This is a genomic window from Streptomyces sp. NPDC096152, from assembly GCF_044763235.1.
Classification (GTDB): Bacteria; Actinomycetota; Actinomycetes; order Streptomycetales; family Streptomycetaceae; genus Streptomyces.
Genome location: NZ_JBIWFW010000001.1, coordinates 200,148 through 218,442, shown reverse-complemented (window position 1 = coordinate 218,442; position 18,295 = coordinate 200,148). Strand labels below are relative to the sequence as shown.

16 protein-coding genes and 1 tRNA gene are annotated in these 18,295 nt (G+C 71.5%); 11 read left to right on the top strand and 6 right to left on the bottom strand.

What is annotated here, in order from left to right; all coding sequences use genetic code 11:
- Nucleotides 1–126: 126 nt before the first annotated feature.
- From ACIQ9G_RS00990 to glmS, 3 genes are all read left to right on the top strand, one after another.
- Entirely contained in the window at nt 127–1,011 is an 885-nt protein-coding gene (locus tag ACIQ9G_RS00990) for a DUF4429 domain-containing protein (protein ID WP_403604347.1), read from the top strand.
- 214 nt (nt 1,012–1,225) lie between these two features.
- Nucleotides 1,226–1,483 carry a hypothetical protein gene (locus ACIQ9G_RS00985; RefSeq protein WP_392194969.1) on the top strand — a complete coding sequence of 86 codons (258 nt, stop codon included), beginning with the start codon at nt 1,226–1,228 and terminating at the stop codon, nt 1,481–1,483.
- A 24-nt stretch (nt 1,484–1,507) separates the two neighbouring features.
- Nucleotides 1,508–3,325 carry a glutamine--fructose-6-phosphate transaminase (isomerizing) gene (gene glmS, locus ACIQ9G_RS00980; protein ID WP_403604343.1) on the top strand — a complete coding sequence of 606 codons (1,818 nt, stop codon included), beginning with the start codon at nt 1,508–1,510 and terminating at the stop codon, nt 3,323–3,325.
- Between the two features lie 164 nt (nt 3,326–3,489).
- On the opposite strand, the gene ACIQ9G_RS00975 is transcribed toward glmS, so the two are convergent.
- Nucleotides 3,490–4,053 carry a GPR1/FUN34/YaaH family transporter gene (locus tag ACIQ9G_RS00975; RefSeq protein ID WP_403604340.1) on the bottom strand — a complete coding sequence of 188 codons (564 nt, stop codon included), beginning with the start codon at nt 4,051–4,053 and terminating at the stop codon, nt 3,490–3,492.
- 138 nt (nt 4,054–4,191) lie between these two features.
- A complete protein-coding gene (locus ACIQ9G_RS00970; protein WP_403604337.1) occupies nt 4,192–4,719 on the bottom strand; it encodes a universal stress protein in 528 nt (175 codons plus the stop codon).
- Between the two features lie 343 nt (nt 4,720–5,062).
- Between ACIQ9G_RS00970 and ACIQ9G_RS00965 the strand changes: the two genes are divergently transcribed.
- From ACIQ9G_RS00965 to ACIQ9G_RS00950, 4 genes are all read left to right on the top strand, one after another.
- Nucleotides 5,063–5,395 (top strand): hypothetical protein, encoded by a 333-nt coding sequence (locus ACIQ9G_RS00965; protein WP_403604334.1) that lies wholly within the window; start codon nt 5,063–5,065, stop codon nt 5,393–5,395.
- Nucleotides 5,396–5,773: 378 nt separating this feature from the next.
- The gene (locus ACIQ9G_RS00960) at nt 5,774–7,015 is read left to right on the top strand and encodes a helix-turn-helix domain-containing protein (protein WP_403604331.1); all 1,242 of its coding nucleotides are present in this window, start codon (nt 5,774–5,776) and stop codon (nt 7,013–7,015) included.
- Between the two features lie 147 nt (nt 7,016–7,162).
- Complete coding sequence (gene orn, locus ACIQ9G_RS00955; RefSeq protein ID WP_356192343.1) at nt 7,163–7,765, top strand: oligoribonuclease; 603 nt, start codon at nt 7,163–7,165, stop codon at nt 7,763–7,765.
- A gap of 115 nt (nt 7,766–7,880) precedes the next feature.
- Nucleotides 7,881–7,953: transfer RNA gene (locus ACIQ9G_RS00950), tRNA-His, on the top strand.
- Between the two features lie 124 nt (nt 7,954–8,077).
- On the opposite strand, the gene ACIQ9G_RS00945 is transcribed toward ACIQ9G_RS00950, so the two are convergent.
- Nucleotides 8,078–9,142 (bottom strand): LacI family DNA-binding transcriptional regulator, encoded by a 1,065-nt coding sequence (locus ACIQ9G_RS00945; RefSeq protein ID WP_403604327.1) that lies wholly within the window; start codon nt 9,140–9,142, stop codon nt 8,078–8,080.
- A 369-nt stretch (nt 9,143–9,511) separates the two neighbouring features.
- Here ACIQ9G_RS00945 and ACIQ9G_RS00940 point away from each other — a divergent pair, with 369 nt between their 5' ends.
- The 4 genes from ACIQ9G_RS00940 (at nt 9,512) to ACIQ9G_RS00925 (ending at nt 14,404) form a co-directional block, all read left to right on the top strand.
- The gene (locus ACIQ9G_RS00940) at nt 9,512–10,837 is read left to right on the top strand and encodes an ABC transporter substrate-binding protein (RefSeq protein WP_403604324.1); all 1,326 of its coding nucleotides are present in this window, start codon (nt 9,512–9,514) and stop codon (nt 10,835–10,837) included.
- A gap of 5 nt (nt 10,838–10,842) precedes the next feature.
- Complete coding sequence (locus tag ACIQ9G_RS00935) at nt 10,843–11,856, top strand: carbohydrate ABC transporter permease (protein ID WP_403606694.1); 1,014 nt, start codon at nt 10,843–10,845, stop codon at nt 11,854–11,856.
- Between the two features lie 11 nt (nt 11,857–11,867).
- Nucleotides 11,868–12,770, top strand: coding sequence for a carbohydrate ABC transporter permease (locus tag ACIQ9G_RS00930; RefSeq protein WP_403604321.1), 903 nt, complete (start codon nt 11,868–11,870; stop codon nt 12,768–12,770).
- A gap of 188 nt (nt 12,771–12,958) precedes the next feature.
- On the top strand, nt 12,959–14,404 hold the full coding sequence (locus tag ACIQ9G_RS00925) for a GH1 family beta-glucosidase (protein ID WP_403604318.1): 1,446 nt from the start codon (nt 12,959–12,961) through the stop codon (nt 14,402–14,404).
- Nucleotides 14,405–14,544: 140 nt separating this feature from the next.
- On the opposite strand, the gene ACIQ9G_RS00920 is transcribed toward ACIQ9G_RS00925, so the two are convergent.
- The 3 genes from ACIQ9G_RS00920 to ACIQ9G_RS00910 form a co-directional block, all read right to left on the bottom strand.
- Nucleotides 14,545–16,035, bottom strand: a complete 1,491-nt coding sequence (locus ACIQ9G_RS00920) for a cellulose binding domain-containing protein (protein ID WP_403604315.1) — start codon at nt 16,033–16,035, stop codon at nt 14,545–14,547.
- Nucleotides 16,036–16,145: 110 nt separating this feature from the next.
- Complete coding sequence (locus tag ACIQ9G_RS00915; RefSeq protein ID WP_403604312.1) at nt 16,146–17,549, bottom strand: sensor histidine kinase; 1,404 nt, start codon at nt 17,547–17,549, stop codon at nt 16,146–16,148.
- A complete protein-coding gene (locus ACIQ9G_RS00910; protein ID WP_403604309.1) occupies nt 17,546–18,250 on the bottom strand; it encodes a response regulator transcription factor in 705 nt (234 codons plus the stop codon). The genes ACIQ9G_RS00915 and ACIQ9G_RS00910 overlap by 4 nt, the downstream gene beginning before the upstream one ends.
- Nucleotides 18,251–18,295: the final 45 nt, after the last annotated feature.

Genomic DNA, 18,295 nt, shown 5'->3' with positions numbered 1-18,295 from the left:
GGCTGTTCTCGACTGGTCTCGACTGAAACTCGGCTGAACTCGACTGAACTCGACTCCGGGGCCCGGCGGCCCCGACGGGTATAGACCACTCTCTCGCAGAAGTGGCTGCGGTGAAACAATCCCCCCATGGCGGAAATCATCCAGAAGGACGGCACGTGGGTGTTCGACGGCGACGCCCTGCGGCTGACGCCGGGACGGGACAAGAACGTCAGCGTGCTCCGTAAGAGTCTGGGTGAACTCGTCGTCCCGCTGGTGGCGTTGGCGGGTGTGTCGTTCGAACAGGGAAGGAAGTCCGGGCGGCTCAGGCTGCGGCTGCGCGACGGCGCCGATCCGCTGCTGCACGCGACCGGCGGACGGCTGACCGAGCCGCACGACCCCTATCAGCTGCTCGTGGAGTCCGACCGCTACGGCGTCGCCGAGTACGTCGTGGACGAGGTCCGCAACGCGCTGCTGCTGGACGAGGTTGCGTCCGATCCGGTGACGGAGTACCTGCTGCCCGGCCCGCCCGTGCCGCTGTCCGCGTCCGCCGGGGACGGCACGGCGAGCTTCGACGGCGAGCAGGTGCGCATGGAGTGGAACTGGAAGACGGAGGACGCCAAGGCCGCCGCCGGCACCCGGACGCTGGCCCTGTCCGACATCACCGCGGTGGAGTGGCTGCCCGCCGCCGGGCTGGAGAACGGCCACCTCCGCTTCACCGTGCGCAACGCGCCCACCAAGGCCCCGCCGAAGTTCGACCCGAACGCGGTGGAACTGTGGGGCTTCCGGAAGGACCCGCTGATGGCGCTGGTCGCGGCGGCCGTGCAGGCGCGGCTGCCGCACCCCTGCGCGCCCGGCGCGGGGGCCGTGCGGGCGCCGGAGCCCGAGGCTCCCCGGCCACTCCCGCCCGCCGCCGAGGACGACCACGACGCGCTGCTGCGGCGGCTGCGGGAGCTGGGCGAGCTGCGCCGCACCGGCGTACTGACGGCCGAGGAGTTCTCCCTGGCCAAGCAGGCGGTGCTCCGGCGCATGTAACGGCACCCCGGAGGGCAGTGGAACCGCGACCGGGCAGCCACCGGGCCGGGACGGGCGGGACTGCCGGCGGACTGCCACCGAGCCGTCACCGGGCGGCCACCGGCCTGCCCCCGGACCGCCCGCGACGAGAGATCCACGACAGTTTGAACGGGATCGTGCCCGAAATCGGGCAGGCTGGTTGCGAAAGCCGCGCCGGTACCCCAGGATCAACCGGGTGCACGACGAACTTGTTGATCATCTGACGCGCTCCACGCCCCTGAGCCGGGGCGAGGCGCTGCGGGTGATCCAGGACGTGCTCGCCTACTTCGACGAGACGACCGAGGAATACGTCCGTCGCCGCCACCGCGAGCTCCAGGCCCAGGGCCTGGTGAACGCGACGATCTTCGAACGGATCGCGGCGGACCTGAAATACCGGGCCGTGGCGCCGCCGGAGCTCACCCTCCGGCAGTTGCGGCGCATCGTCTACGGCTGAGTCCAGACTGAGGGATGCGTATATATGTGCGGAATCGTCGGATACATCGGGAAGCGTGACGTCGCGCCGCTGCTCCTGGAGGGGCTGCAGCGCCTGGAGTACCGCGGGTACGACTCCGCGGGCATCGTCGTCACCTCGCCCAAGACGGCCGGCCTGAAGATGGTCAAGGCCAAGGGCCGGGTCCGCGACCTGGAGGCCAAGGTCCCGGCGCGCTTCAAGGGCACCACCGGCATCGCCCACACCCGCTGGGCCACCCACGGCGCCCCCTCCGACGTGAACGCCCACCCGCACATGTCGGCCGACGACAAGGTCGCCGTCGTGCACAACGGCATCATCGACAACGCCGCCGACCTGCGCCGCAAGCTGGAGGCGGACGGCGTCGAGTTCCTCTCCGAGACCGACACCGAGGTCCTCACCCACCTGATCGCCCGCTCCCAGGCCGAGACCCTGGAGGAGAAGGTCCGCCAGGCGCTGCGGGTCGTCGAGGGCACCTACGGCATCGCCGTGATGCACGCCGACTTCCCGGACCGCATCGTCGTGGCCCGCAACGGCTCCCCGGTCGTCCTCGGCATCGGCGAGAAGGAGATGTTCGTCGCCTCGGACATCGCCGCGCTGGTCGCCCACACCCGCCAGATCGTCACGCTCGACGACGGCGAGATGGCCACCCTCAAGGCCGACGACTTCCGTACGTACACCACCGAGGGCACCCGCACGACCGCCGAGCCGACCACCGTCGAGTGGGAGGCCGCGTCGTACGACATGGGCGGCCACGACACGTACATGCACAAGGAGATCCACGAGCAGGCCGACGCCGTGGACCGCGTGCTGCGCGGCCGCATCGACGACCGCTTCTCCACCGTGCACCTCGGCGGCCTGAACCTGGACGCCCGCGAGGCGCGCCAGATCCGCCGCGTGAAGATCCTCGGCTGCGGCACCTCGTACCACGCGGGCATGATCGGCGCCCAGATGATCGAGGAGCTGGCCCGCATCCCCGCGGACGCCGAGCCCGCGTCCGAGTTCCGCTACCGCAACGCGGTCGTGGACCCCGACACGCTGTACGTCGCGGTCTCGCAGTCCGGTGAGACCTACGACGTGCTGGCCGCCGTCCAGGAGCTGAAGCGCAAGGGCGCCCGGGTGCTGGGCGTGGTCAACGTGGTCGGCTCGGCGATCGCCCGCGAGGCGGACGGCGGCATCTACGTGCACGCCGGACCCGAGGTCTGCGTGGTGTCCACCAAGTGCTTCACCAACACCACGGTCGCCTTCGCGCTCCTCGCCCTGCACCTCGGCCGCACCCGGGACCTCTCGGTCCGCGACGGCAAGCGCATCATCGAGGGCCTGCGCCGGCTGCCGGAGCAGATCTCCCAGATCATGAAGCAGGAGGAGGAGATCAAGAAGCTGGCGGAGAGCTACGCCGACGCCCGCTCGATGCTCTTCATCGGCCGGGTGCGGGGCTACCCGGTGGCCCGTGAGGCCTCCCTGAAACTCAAGGAGGTCTCCTACATCCACGCCGAGGCCTACCCGGCCTCCGAGCTCAAGCACGGCCCGCTGGCGCTGATCGAGCCCGCCCTGCCGACGGTGGCGATCGTGCCGGACGACGACCTGCTGGAGAAGAACCGGGCGGCGCTGGAGGAGATCAAGGCCCGCAGCGGCAAGATCCTCGCGGTCGCGCACCAGGAGCAGGAGAAGGCCGACCAGACGCTCGTCGTGCCGAAGAACGAGGACGAGCTGGACCCCATCCTGATGGGCATTCCGCTTCAGCTCCTCGCCTACCACACGGCGCTGGCGCTGGGCCGGGACATCGACAAGCCGCGCAACCTGGCCAAGTCCGTCACCGTGGAGTGACCGCGGCGGCGGAGCAACTCCGCCGCGAGGTCGCGGAGTAGCGGTCGATCGGACCCAACTCCCCCGCGACCGATCGGACATGAGCGACCCCCTGGTGCCACCGGCGCAGGGGGTCGCTCCTCACAGGGGCCGGGGTCCGCCCAACTGCCCGGCCCGCGGCTGCCTCAGCCGGTGGCCGTCACCCCCCGGCCGGCAGCGCGTCGCGGAAGTGCCGTGGGCCAGTGGGTGAGGGCCGCGGTCGCCGCGTACCAGGAGACCGCGCCGGCCGCGACGGCGAACCAGCCGCCGGCCTTCGCCAGGCTGCCGCTGCCGGCGAACTCCGCCACGGCGAGCAGGAGCAGGGAGACGAGGAACAGCCCGTAGGTGCCCTGGCCGAGGAGGTCGCCGCCGGCGAGGGTCAGGGTGAGGGCCACGAGGGCGAACAGCAGCAGGAAGACTCCCGCGCCGTTGCCGGAGGCCGGGCCGCCGGCCGAGAGGGCCCAGGTGAACCACAGGGCGCCGAGTGCGGTGAACGCCGTACCGCTCGCGGTGTCTTGGTCCCGCAGGGCGAGCAGGCCGGTGACGAACAGGGCCACGCCGCCCACATAGTGAGCGAGTGTCACGGCGTCGGCCGCCGTGACGCCGTGGATGACCCTGGTGTGTCCGAGGCCGAAGGCCAACAGGGTGATACCCAGGGCGAGTCGGCCGGCGATGGTGGTGGTGCTTCCCGCGGAGACGTCGTTGTCCACGGCGGGCTCCCTTCATGCGTGCGCAGGGTGCGTGACCGGTATATGCCCTTCACAAGGGCACAAACACCTCTGCGCGAGGGGAGATTCAGCGCTCGGGGAAGGAAGTCGCGCCGTGCGCGGGCGCCCGTGCGCGGGTGCCTACGGGATGACGACGACCGGCCGCTGCGCGCGCTTGGCGAGCCGGCCGGCCACGGAGCCGAAGAGGCGTCCGACCAGGCCGTGCGTGGAGCCGACGACGATCGCGTCCGCCTCGTACTCCTTGCCGACCTCCTCCAGTTCGTGGCAGATGTCGCCGCCGCGCTCCACCAGGATCCAGGGCACCTCGGCGAGGTACTCCGCGCAGGCGAGTTCGAGCCCGAGGACCTCGGTGCGGTGGTCCGGCACGTCCACGAAGACGGGCGGCTCGCACCCCGCCCACACCGTGGTGGGCAGCCGGTTGGCGACATGGACGATGATCAGCCCGGCCCGGGAGCGGTGCGCCATGCCGATCGCGTAGGCGAGGGCGCGCTCGCTGGACGTGGATCCGTCGAAGCCGACGACGACGCCGTGCTGGAAGGCGGGATCGCACGCGGCGCGCGGCTCTTCGGCCGCCAGGGGATCGGCCGCCGTGGGGTCGGCGACCGGACGCTTGCGGTCCGCGGGTTCGAAGAATTCGTGACCGGCCATGGCTGTCTCGGCGATGTGATCCTTTATGAGGGACTTCGGTCTGCGGCGGAGCTGTGTCCGGGAATAGTCTTCCCGTCCCCATACCCCCAAGGGTACGGCGGCACGCCTCCTTGGCCCAGTTACCGCGCACTCCCCCGACTTCTCGGGGCACAGGGGGACCCCCGTGGTCGCGGCTCCCCGGAGCATGCACGAGTGACGCCCGGATGGCAATGGTCGCTGCCCCGTACAGGCGGTTCGCACGGCGTTCACCCAACGCGACCGCAGGGTGACGCGTTCCGCACAGTGACCGGCGGTTCGAACAGGCGTTGAACCCGGTGAACCACCGCCGTAGGGAGCACCTTTCGTGTCCGGACCCCGCACCGTCCCCGAGCGGCGCCCGTCGCCGCCCCCCGCGACCGACACCGCGAGCGACGTGGTGCGCTGGGCGGCGTTCAGCTGCGCCCTCGTCCCCGTGGTCCTGCTCTGGTACGGCACCTCGCCGGCCGGCGCGACCGGCACCGCGTTCGGCCTGGCGGCCGTCACCGCCGCCTGCCGCGTGCTGCTGCGCCAGTCGGAGCGCGGGGCGGCCCGGCTGCTCGCCGAAGAGCGCGGTCCGCATCGCGGCCGCCGGCACCGGACGGGCACCGGAGCCCACCGAGGCGGACGGCACACCGGCGGATCCACACCGGTCGGCTGACCGGTTTCCGCACTCCTGCCCGTATCTTTTCAGCCAACTTCTCGCGATGGCGCATCACCGCCCCCAGGTACCCCCCAACCCCCGTTCCACCTGCACCGAAAGGGTCCGAAGGGCCCCGCGCACCCTATGTGGATTGGCCACCGCCACAAGGCGCACTTCCCTGCACGCTCCCCGAGTGCAACGCTTCGTGATCGAATGCTTTACGCCAAGTTGCCATGTCGACAATCCGCCGGGTGCTGAACCGGCCACGTCGGCACGGCGGGACCCAGTAGATTCGATCTTGACTGTCTTACGGCGGGGGACTCGTGCAAAACCGAGGGGAAACGTGCAGGAGCGACACAACCGAGGAGCCGCGACCACCGAGGGGGGCTTAGCAGTATGAGCCACGACTCCACTGCCGCGCCGGAAGCCGCGGCCCGGAAACTCTCCGGGCGACGTCGCAAGGAGATCGTCGCGGTGCTGCTGTTCAGCGGCGGCCCCATCTTCGAGAGTTCCATACCGCTTTCGGTGTTCGGGATTGACCGCCAGGACGCCGGAGTGCCGCGCTACCGCCTGCTGGTGTGCGGTGGCGAGGAAGGCCCGCTGCGGACCACAGGGGGCCTGGAACTCACCGCGCCACATGGCCTGGAGGCGATCTCACGCGCGGGCACGGTCGTCGTGCCGGCCTGGCGCTCGATCACCTCTCCGCCACCGGAGGAGGCGCTCGACGCACTGCGCCGGGCACACGAGGAGGGCGCCCGCATCGTCGGGCTGTGCACGGGCGCCTTCGTACTGGCCGCGGCGGGCCTGCTCGACGCTCGCCCGGCGACCACGCACTGGATGTACGCGCCGACGCTGGCCAAGCGCTATCCGTCGGTGCACGTCGATCCGAGAGAGCTGTTCGTCGACGACGGCGACGTGCTCACCTCCGCCGGTACGGCGGCCGGGATCGACCTGTGCCTGCACATCGTGCGGACGGACCACGGCAACGAGGCGGCGGGCGCGCTCGCCCGGCGCCTCGTGGTCCCCCCGCGCCGCAGCGGCGGGCAGGAGCGCTATCTCGACAGGTCTTTACCGGAGGAGATCGGCGCCGACCCGCTCGCCGAGGTCGTCGCCTGGGCACTGGAGCACCTCCACGAGCAGTTCGACGTGGAGACGCTCGCGGCACGGGCGTACATGAGCCGCCGTACGTTCGACCGCCGCTTCCGCTCCCTCACCGGGAGCGCGCCGCTGCAGTGGCTGATCACCCAGCGGGTGCTGCAGGCGCAGCGCCTGCTGGAGACGTCGGACTACTCGGTGGACGAGGTCGCGGGGCGCTGCGGCTTCCGTTCGCCGGTGGCGCTGCGCGGGCACTTCCGGCGGCAGCTGGGCTCGTCCCCGGCCGCCTACCGGGCGGCCTACCGGGCGCGCCGCCCCCAGGGTGAGCGGCCCATGGACGGCGACGGGCCGACGGGACCGGCGAACCCCGCAGGACCCGCGGGGACCGGCGGCTCGACGGCTCCGTCCGGCCCGCTCGGGCTGCCGGGTCCGTCCGCCCCGGCACCGTCCCTCCACCCGGAGGGGCCGGGACCGCTGCCGCACCACGGCCGCCGTACGCCGGCACCGATGGCGAGCCTGCCGGGGCAGCGCAGCGGAAGCTGACCGGACCGGGTGGGCGGGGGATCCCTCGCCCACCCGCCCGGCTCGACCGACGTAGAAGCCGCTCGCGGGGATCTTTCGGACGGCCCCCGGAACAAGGTCGCCGCACGGTCGGCTCAGCCCGCCGCGGCGCGCCGTAAGGTTAGACACATGAACGATCGCATGGTGTGGATCGACTGCGAGATGACCGGCCTCTCGCTGTCCGACGACGCGCTCATCGAGGTGGCCGCCCTCGTCACCGACTCCGAGCTGAACGTGCTCGGCGAGGGAGTCGACATCGTCGTCCGCCCGCCGGACGCTGCGCTGGAGACGATGCCGGAGGTGGTGCGTCAGATGCACACCGCGTCCGGCCTGCTCGACGAGCTGGCCGGCGGCACGACGCTGAAGGACGCCGAGGAGCAGGTCCTGGCCTATGTGCGGGAGCACGTGAAGGAACCGGGCAAGGCCCCGCTGTGCGGCAACTCGGTCGGCACCGACCGCGGCTTCCTGCTGCGCGACATGCCGACGCTGGAGGGCTATCTGCACTACCGGATCGTCGACGTCTCCTCGATCAAGGAGCTGGCCCGGCGCTGGTACCCGCGGGCGTACTTCAACAGCCCGGAGAAGAACGGCAACCACCGCGCCCTCGCCGACATCCGCGAGTCCATCGCGGAGTTGCGCTACTACCGCGAGGCCGTCTTCGTGCCGCAGCCCGGCCCGGACTCCGACACCGCCAAGGCGATCGCCGCGAAGCACGTCCTGCCCGCGCGGTAGGGGCGCCGGGGACACGTGGCGGGGCCCCGGAGAAAGCCGTGCGCGAGCACCCCTCCGGACCCTGTACACTTTTTCTCGTCCGGTCGGGAAGCCGCCAAGCAAACCGCCGGTCATGGTGGGTGTAGCTCAGTTGGTAGAGCACCTGGTTGTGGTCCAGGTGGCCGCGGGTTCAAGTCCCGTCACTCACCCTGGTGATTCAGCCGGTGACTTCGGAAACGGAGTCACCGGCTGATTCTTTTGTGCCCACGCCCCACAGCCCGCGCCCCACGGCCGGCGGGCCGGGCGACCGGGCGGGTCAGGCCGCCGCGACCGCTACGACCGCTCCGACGACGTGCGCACCACCAGCTCCGTCGGCAGCACCGCGTGCCGCCGCTCCAGCCCCCGGGAGACCGCCGGGCGGCGGTCCGCGATCTCCGTCAGCAGCAGGTCGATCATCGCGCGGCCCATCTCCTCGATCGGCTGGCGGACGCTGGTGAGCGGCGGGTCCATGTGGCGGGCTATGGCCGAGTCGTCGTAGCCGACCAGGGCCACGTCCTCCGGAATGCGGCGGCCCGCCTCGCGCAGCACCTGGCGGGCGCCGGCCGCCGTCACGTCCGAGGCCGCGAAGACCGCGTCCAGGCCGGGGCGCCGCTCCAGCAGCCGGGCCATCGCGCGGCGGCCGCCCTCCTCGGTGAAGTCGCCCGGCTCGACGAGGAGTTCGTCCACATCCTGGCCGGCGTCGCGCAGCGCGTCCCGGTAGCCGTCGACGCGGCGCTGGGCGCCGTAGACGTCCATGCGGCCGGTGATGTGCGCGATGGTGCTGCGGCCACGGGCGAGCAGGTGCTCCACCGCCGAGCGGGCGCCGCCGTAGTTGTCGGAGTCGACCGAGGTGAGCGTCTCCCCCGCGGAGCGCGGGCCGCTGATCACCGCCGGGATCTCCAGCTGGGCCAGGAGGTCGGGCAGCGGGTCGTCGGCGTGCACCGACACCAGCAGCACGCCGTCGACGCGGTGCGCCGCCAGGTACTGCGCGAGCCGCCTGCGCTCCCGGTCGCTGCCCGCGAAGATCAGCAGCAGCTGCATCTCCGTGTCCGACAGCTCGGAGCCGACGCCCCGCAGCATGTCGGAGAAGTACGGCTCGGCGAAGAAGCGGGTCTCCGGCTCGGGGACGACGAGGGCGATCGCGTCGGTGCGGTTGGCGGCCAGGGCGCGCGCCGCCGTGTTGGGGACGTAGCCGAGTTCGGCGACCGCGGCCTCGACCGCGGCGCGGGTCGCGTCGCTGACCCTGGGCGAGCCGTTGATCACCCGGGAGACCGTGCCGCGTCCCACGCCCGCCCGTGCGGCGACCTCTTCGAGCGTCGGCCGCCCACCGCTCCGGCTCCGCGCTCCGTGGCTTGCCATGGGCCCCGCCTCTCCGCCGTCGTCATCACGCTGAGCTGGAATCTAACAGCCGCACCAGGGAGAGCGGCCGTCCGCGGGTGTGCCACCGCGGGCCGCCCCCCGGCCCGCACCGGCTCGCCCCGCACCTCGGACCGGGTGCGAACGGGCCCAGTTAACAGGCCGATAACTGAAGCCATCTCCGCTTGCCGACTCCCTTGACACCCCCGCCCGAACCCGCGACCCTTCAACACATCATTCGTGGGAGCGCTCCCACGGTACCTGGCACATACACAACCCGCACGTTCCCCGCCCGAGCCGCAGCGAGAACATAGGGGCCCAGCAGATTCAGTTGGCCGGGGGGTCGGCACGTCAGGGCAACAGGAGGACGCAATGCGAGCACGTACCCGTACCGCCACGAGGGCGGTGGCCCTGGCGGCAGTCGCGACGCTGGGCGCCGGGCTGCTGGCCGGCTGTGCCGACGACGGCAAGAACTCGTCCGGCTCGTCGGACGGTGGCAGCTCGAACGGCAAGACCACGATCACCCTGGGCCTCTTCGGCACCATGGGCTTCAAGGAAGCCGGCCTCTACACCGAGTACGAGAAGCTCCACCCCAACATCAAGATCCAGGAGAACGTCACCGAGCGGAACGAGAACTACTACCCGGCGCTCGTCAACCACCTCACCACCAACAGCGGCCTGATGGACGTCCAGGCCGTCGAGGTCGGCAACATCGCCGAGGTGGTGAACACGCAGGCGGCCAAGCTCGAGGACCTCTCCAAGGTCTCCGGCGTGAACAAGAGCGACTGGCTGGACTGGAAGTGGCAGCAGGCCACCACCAAGGACGGCCAGACCATAGGCCTCGGCACCGACATCGGCCCGATGGCGATCTGCTACCGCAAGGACCTCTTCCAGAAGGCCGGCCTGCCCACCGACCGCGAGGCGGTCGGCAAGCTGTGGGCGGGCGACTGGAACAAGTTCGTGGAGACCGGCAAGAAGTTCAAGGCGAAGGCGCCCGGCGGCACCTACTTCATGGACTCCCCCGGCGGTCTGCTCAACGCGGTCCTCAGCAGCGAGAAGGACAAGTTCTACGACGCCTCCGGCAAGGTCGTCTACAAGACGAACCCGGCCGTCAAGAGCGCCTTCGACCTCACCGCCACGGCCGCCCAGCAGGGCCTGGTCGGCGCCCAGACGCAGTTCCAGCCGGCCTGGGACCAGACGATCGCCAACAGCAAGTTCGCCACCGTCGCCTGCCCGCCGTGGATGCTCGGCTACCTCAAGGGCAAGTCCAAGCCGGAGGCCGCCGGCAAGTGGGACGTGGCCGTCGCGCCCAAGTCCGGCAACTGGGGCGGCAGCTTCCTGACCGTGCCCAAGAGCGGCAAGCACGTGAAGGAGGCGGAGGCCTTCATCACCTGGCTGACCGCCCCCGCCCAGCAGGCGAAGCTGTTCGCCGTCCAGGGCAGCTTCCCGAGCGCACCGGCCGCCTACAGCAGTGCCGCGGTCACCGGCGCGAAGAACGAGATGACCGGTGACGCGCCGATCGGCACGATCTTCGCGAACGCCGCCAAGGCCATCCCGGTCCAGACGATCGGCCCGAAGGACCAGATCATCCAGCAGGGTCTGACCGACAACGGCGTCATCCTCGTGACGAAGGGCAAGTCGCCCGCCGAGGCCTGGAAGACGGCCACCAAGACCATCGACAACAACCTGGAGCAGTGACCGGTATGGCCACCCGGCACGACATCGCCGCGCCCCCCGTGAAGGAGGGGGGCGCGGCCCCGGCCCGCCCGGCCGCGGGCGCCGTGTCCGAGGCGGAGCTGCGGCACCGGGCCCGGCTGTCCCGCCGCTGGCAGCGGGACGTGCGCTGGAGCCCGTACGCGTTCGTCTCGCCGTTCTTCCTGCTGTTCGTCGCGTTCGGCCTGTTCCCGCTGATCTACACCGCGTGGGCCTCGCTGCACACGGTGGAGCTGACCGCGCCGACCGACATGCACTGGGCCGGCCTGCGCAACTACACCCGGCTCCTCGACGACGACTTCTTCTGGAACGCGGCGCGCAACACCCTGACCATCGGCGTCCTCTCCACCGTTCCGCAACTGGCGATGGCGATGGGGCTCGCCCACATCCTCAACTACAAGCTGCGGGCTTCGACCTTCTACCGGGTCGTGATGCTCGCGCCGTACGCGACGTCGATCGCCGCCGCCTCGCTGGTCTTCGTGCTGCTCTTCGGGCGCGACTACGGCATGATCAACTGGGGGCTGCACTTCTTCGGCGTCGACGCCATCGACTGGCAGGGCGGCAAGTGGCCCTCCCAGATCGCGGTGTCCACGATCATCATCTGGCGCTGGACCGGCTACAACGCGCTGATCTACCTCGCGGCGATGCAGGCCATCCCGCAGGAGCTATACGAGTCGGCGGCGCTGGACGGCGCCAACCGCTGGCGGCAGTTCGTCCACGTCACGCTGCCGCAGCTGCGGCCGACGATCCTGTTCACCGCCGTGGTGTCGACCATCGGCGCCAGCCAGGTCTTCGGCGAGCCGCTGCTGTTCGACGCCAACAAGGGCGCCTCGGGCGGTGCCGAGCACCAGTTCCAGACGCTGGGGCTCTACCTGTACGAGCAGGGCTGGGTCAACCAGCACCTCGGCCGGGCCTCCGCGATCGCCTGGATGATGTTCCTGATCCTGATCGTGATCGGCATCGTCAACTACGTCATCTCGCGCCGGCTGCGCGCCAGTAGTTAAGGAGTACGGCCGTGACGACGATCCTGACGAACCCCGGGACGCCGACCGCCGAGGCGGGCCGCGTGCGCAGGCCCCGGGCCGCCCGCGCGGGCGGGCAGCGCTACGCCGGCCCGCTCGGGTACGCGGTCCTGGCCCTCTTCACCGTCGGCTCGCTGTTCCCGCTGGTGTGGACGGCGATCGCCGCCTCCCGCGACAACAACCGGCTGGCGCAGACCCCACCGCCCTTCTGGTTCGGCTCGAACCTGCCGCACAACCTCTCGGTCGCCTGGACGGACGCCAACCTCGGCAAGGCCTTCCTCAACACCACGATCGTGGCGGGCGTGTCGTCCCTGACGATCGTCTTCCTGTCGACGGTCGCCGGCTTCGCCTTCGCCAAGCTGCGTTTCCGGGGCCGGGGCGCCCTGATGCTGATCGTGATCGGCACGATGATGGTGCCGCCGCAGCTCAGCGTGATCCCGCTGTACATGATGGTCGCCAAGCTCGACTGGACCGACCAGTTGCAGGCGGTGATCCTGCCCTCGCTGGTCAGCGCGTTCGGCGTGTTCTTCATGCGGCAGTACCTGCTGCAGGCGCTGCCGGACGAGATCATCGAGGCCGCCCGGGTGGACGGCGCGAGCAGCTGGCGCGTGGTGTGGCACGTGGTGTTCCCGGCGGCGCGCCCGGCGATGGCGGTGCTGGGCATGCTGATGTTCGTGCAGACGTGGAACGACTTCCTGTGGCCGTTCCTGGTACTGACCCAGACCGGCAACCCGACCGTGCAGGTCGCCATCGCGGGCCTGGGCCGCGGCTACACCCCCGACCAGTCGCTGATCATGGCGGGCGCACTGCTCGGCACGCTGCCGCTGCTGCTGGTCTTCGCGATCTTCGGCAAGCAGATCGTGGGCGGCATCATGCAGGGGGCGGTCAAGGGCTGAACTCCCGCGGCGCGCGCCGCCGTACGACTGCCGCGCACCGCGTACGCCCCAGGGGGCCGGGTCACCGAAGTCTCGGCCCCTCTTTCTCCCTCCTCTTCTTCTCCCTCCCCCTTCTTCTCCTTCTCCTTCCCTCTTTCTTTCCCTCCCCCTACCCGTCGGTCCGAACGACCTCCTCTGGGAGCGCTTCCATGTCTGAGTCCGCACAGCAGGTGACCCCGGTGACCCCGGTGACCTTCCCTCCCTCCTTCCTCTGGGGCGCGGCGACCTCCGCGTACCAGATCGAGGGGGCGGTGCGGGAGGACGGCCGCACCCCCTCGATCTGGGACACCTTCAGCCATACGCCGGGAAAGACGGCCGGCGGCGAGACCGGTGACATCGCTGTCGACCACTACCACCGCTACCGCGAGGACGTGGCGCTGATGGCGGAGCTGGGCCTGAACGCCTACCGCTTCTCCGTCTCCTGGCCGCGTGTGCAACCCACGGGACGCGGCCCCGCGGTCCAGGTGGGCCTGGACTTCTACCGCCGCCTGGTCGACGAGCTGCTCGCCCACGGGATCAAGCCCGCGGTCACGCTCTACCACTGGGACCTGCCGCAGGAGCTGGAGGACGCGGGCGGCTGGCCGGAGCGGGACACCGCGCTGCGCTTCGCCGAGTACGCGCAGATCGTGGGTGAGGCGCTCGGCGACCGGGTGGAGCAGTGGATCACGCTCAACGAGCCGTGGTGCAGCGCCTTCCTGGGCTACGGCTCCGGCGTGCACGCACCCGGCCGCACGGACCCGCAGGCCTCGCTGCGCGCGGCCCACCATCTGAACCTGGCGCACGGGCTGGGCACGCAGGCGCTGCGGTCGGTGATGCCCGCCCGCAACACGGTCGCCGTCAGCCTCAACTCCTCCGTGGTACGGCCCGTCTCGCAGGACCCGGCGGACCTGGTGGCGGCCCGGAGGATCGACGACCTGGCCAACGGCGTCTTCCACGGCCCGATGCTGCACGGGGCCTACCCGGCCACGCTCCTGGAGGCCACCTCGTCCATCACCGACTGGTCGTACGTCCTCGACGGCGACCTGCGGAGCATCAACCAGCCGCTGGACGCCCTCGGCCTCAACTACTACACCCCGGCACTGGTGTCGGCGGCCGACGCGGCGGCGGACGGCCCGCGCGCGGACGGCCACGGGGCGAGCGCGTTCTCGCCGTGGCCGGGCGCGGACGACGTGATGTTCCACCAGACCCCGGGCGACCGCACGGAGATGGGCTGGACGATCGACCCGACGGGTCTGCACGAGCTGATCATGCGCTACACCCGGGAGGCTCCCGGCCTGCCGCTCTACATCACGGAGAACGGCGCCGCCTACGACGACAAGGTGGACGCGGACGGCCGGGTGCACGACCCGGAGCGCATCGCCTATCTGCGCTGCCACCTGGCGGCGGTCCGCCGGGCCATCACGGACGGCGCGGACGTGCGCGGGTACTACCTGTGGTCCCTGATGGACAACTTCGAGTGGGCCTACGGCTACGGCAAGCGGTTCGGCGCGGTCTACGTGGACTACGCGACGCTCGCCCGGACGCCCAAGTCCAGCGCGCTGTGGTACTCGAAGGCCGCCCGGAGCGGGGAACTCGCCCCGGTGGACGCCGTCTGACGGCGGCCGGGGGCCGGACGTCCCGGCAGCCGGGCATCCGGGCATCCGGCGTCGGCTGAACAGGGGGCGGGGCGCGGCACAGAAGACCTAGGGGAGTGCCGCGCCCCGGCCGGACGTGGGGAATCCGGCCCCTCGACCGCTCAGTTGAAGGCGCCGAAGGCCTTCGAGAAGGCGAACTTCTCCTGGGCGACGGAGCTGCACGTCGCGTCGGCGGTGGGCTTGGGCCCGCCGGCGCACTGCTTGTCGCGGGTCGCCGACCACATCGACAGCGCGCCGATGCCCTTGGAGCGGGCGAAGTTCACCAGCTGGGTGGCGTCGTCGACCTTGAAGACCTCGGTGGAGACGTCGTTGACGCCGATCATCGGGGTGACGGCGACCGTCTTCCAGGCGGCGCTGTCGGACAGGCCGAGGACACCCTTGATCTGGGCCTGGGTGGCGGTGGCGGCCTGCTCGGCGTAGGTGCCCATGTCACCGTTGTAGGAGGCGCCGTAGTCCATCGCCATGATGTTGACGGCGGAGATCCGCACGCCGTGGGACTTGGCGTCGGACAGCAGGTTCACACCGTCCTGGGTCAGTCCCTCGGGCATGACGGGGAGGGTGAAGGAGACGTCCAGGCCGGGGTGCTGCTGCTGGAGCTTGGCGATGGCCTGCGCCCGGCGGGTGTTGGCGGCCGTGTTGGGCAGCGCGCCGCCCTCGATGTCGAAGTCGGCCTTCGTCAGCTTGAACCCGTCCACGGCCTTGCCGTAGGCGGCGGCCAGCGCGTCCGCCGAAGAACACGTGGTCGCCAGCTCCGCGCCCGAGGCGCCACCGAAGGAGACACGCACGTCTCCCCCCTTGGCGCGCAGCGCGCCGATCTGGGCCGCGACGCCGTCGCCGGCGAGGTCGGTCACGCCGCCCCACTTCGGGGTGCAGCCGCCGCCGTCGGTGACGAAGGCGAGGTTGTAGTTCCTCACACCGGTGGCGTCGGCGCTCGCGAGCAGGTCGAAGACCGGGGAGAGCGAGGTGTCGACGTACGGCGCGAAGCCGGCCGCGGCCTTCGTGCCGGTGCCGGTGGTCTGCGAGGGCGAGGGCGAGGCGGTGGCCGTCGGGGTGGGCGTGGCCGTCGGCTTCGCGGTGGCGGTCGGTGTGCCTGACCGGGTGGGCGTGGCGGTGGGGGCCGGAGTGGCGGACCGGGTCGGGCGGCCGCTCGGCTCCGGGGTGGCCCCGCCGTCGGCGGAGCACGAGGCGCCGTCGATACGGCAGCCGGCCGGGTCGCCGGTGCCGTCGACCACGAAGCCGACGGTGACGGACTTGCCGGGGGCGAGGCCGTCGGTGTCCCACTTCGCGGGCTTCACGGTGACGTGCTGCCCGCTGGCGCTCGACTCGGCGTTCCACAGCGAGCCGAGCCTGCTGCCCGCGGGGAGGTCGAACTCCAGCGTCCAGTCCTTCTCGTCCTGGCCGGTGTTGTTGGTGACGACGTACTGCGCGGTGTACCCCGTCGGCCATGCGCTGGTCTTCGTGTACGCGGCGCCGACGCCCGCGGCCTGCGCGATACCGGTGAACACGAGCGCGCCGCCGCCGACCACGGCCGCGGCGACGAGACCGCCGATCGCCTTGTTCCTGCCACTGATACGTCGCCGGTGCGTGCTCATCGCGTGCCTGCCTTCGCTGTTCACGGGGGGTGGGATGCGGCAGCACGCTAGCGACCAGGAATCGGGCAAACGGCTTGAACGGGACGGCCGTCGAGGATCTTAGGGTGCGCTTAAGGGAGGGATCGGGGACGGTTAAAGGTCGAGACCAATTTGCCCGGCCGGCGGCGGCGCACGGTGCCCCGGTGCCCCCGGCGCACCGGTTGCCGTCCGTCCAGCTGGATCCAGATCCGCACCTCCGTGCCGCCCAGCACGGACGAGCCGATCCGCACGTCACCGCCGGTCGCCTCGGCCAGCCGGCGCACTATGTCCAGGCCGAGCCCCGTGGAGCCGTCGTCGCCGGAGCCACGGCCGCGCGCCATGGCCGCCTCGGGGTCGGGTATGCCGGGGCCCGCGTCGGAGACGAGCACGATCACCGCGTCGTCGCCGTTGTGCACGTCGACCGCGAAGGCCGTGCCCTCGGAGGTGTGCCGGAAGACGTTGCCGAGCAGGGCGTCCAGGGCGGCGGCCAGGTCGGCGCGGGCCACGGGTATGCGCACCGGCCGCTCGACGCCGGCCAGCCGCCACTTGCGCCCCTCGTCCTCGGCGAGCGCCGACCAGAACTCCATCCGCTCCCGGACCACTTCGGCCGCGTCGCATCCGGCGCCGGGTCCGGCGACCGCCGTCTGCGGCTTGGCCTCCCGCGCGGTCCGGATGATGGTGTCGACCTCGCGCTCCAGCTGGGCGACCGCCTCCCGGGTCTGCTCGGCGGCCGGCCCCTCGCCGAGCGAGGCCGCGTTCAGCCGGAGCACGGTCAGCGGGGTGCGCAGCCGGTGGGACAGGTCGGCCGCCAGCTCCCGCTCGTTGGCCAGCAGCTGGACGACCTGGTCGGCCATGGAGTTGAACGCTACGGCGGCCAGGCGCAGTTCGGTCGGCCCCTCCTCGGGCACCCGGGCGCCCAGCTTGCCCTCCCCCAGCTCGTGCGCGCTCTCGGCGAGCCGCTGCGCGGGCTGCACCATCCGGACGCCCAGCCGGTCGGCGACGGCGACCGAGCCGACGACGAGGGCCACGCCGACCGCGGCGAGCACCGCCCAGGCCGTGCCGACGCCGTTGCTGACCTCGGACTCGGGGACGTAGACCTCGACGACCGCGATCGCGCCGGAGCTGAGCGCGACCGGCTGAAGGAGCGTGGAGCCGCCGGGCACCTCGGTGGTGGAGGCGCGGCCCAGCTTCCGCACGGTCGCGATGTCCTCGCCCGCGGCGCGCCGGCGCCCGATGTCGACGGCCGCCTGGCCGTCGACCGCCGGGATGTGCACGGCCATCTCGGTGTCCGAGCCCGCCGAGGCGACGACCCGCTCCAGCTGGTCCCGCTCGGTGGTGATGGACAGCGCGGGGGCGACCGCCGCGGCCTGCCGCTCGGCGTTGGAGAACGCGCGGTCCCGGGCCATCTCCTTGACCACCAGTCCCAGCGGGACGGCGAAGGCGACCACGACCATGGCGGTGACGGCCAGACAGACCTTGACCAGTGCCCATCTCATCGCGGCGGCTCCGCTCCCGGGGGCTCCAGCTTCACGCCGACCCCGCGCAGGGTGTGCAGATAGCGGGGCCGTGCGGCGGTCTCCCCCAACTTCCGCCGCAGCCAGGACAGATGGACGTCGATGGTCTGGTCGTCGCCGTAGGACTGCTGCCACACCTCGGCCAGCAGCTCCTTGCGCGGGACGACGACTCCGGGACGGCCGGCCAGGAAGGCGAGCAGGTCGAACTCGCGGCGCGTGAGGTCCAGGCGCGTCCCGTCCAACTCGGCCTGGCGGCGCAGCGGGTCGAGGGTCAGGCCGCCGACGCGGATCACGGTGGACGGCGGTGCGTCCCCGGCGCCGGAGCGGGAGCGGCGCAGCACGGCGGCCATGCGCGCGGAGAGGTGCTCGACGGAGAAGGGCTTGGTCAGGTAGTCGTCCGCCCCGGCGTTGAGCAGCCGGACGATCTCCGCCTCGTCGTCCCGCGCGGTGGCGATGATGACGGGGACGTCGGTGATGCCGCGCAGCATCTTCAGGGCCTCGGAACCGTCCAGGTCGGGCAGTCCGAGGTCCAGGATCACCACGTCGAAGCGGAAATGGGCGACCTCGCGCAGCGCCTCCAGTGCCGTACCGACACTGCGCACGGTGTGCGAGGCGTCGGTCAGGTGCCGGATCAGCGCCGAGCGTACGAACTGGTCGTCCTCGACCACGAGCACACTTGCCATGCGCCGCACCGTACGCCATGCGGGCGGAGCGGGTGCGGGCCTGTG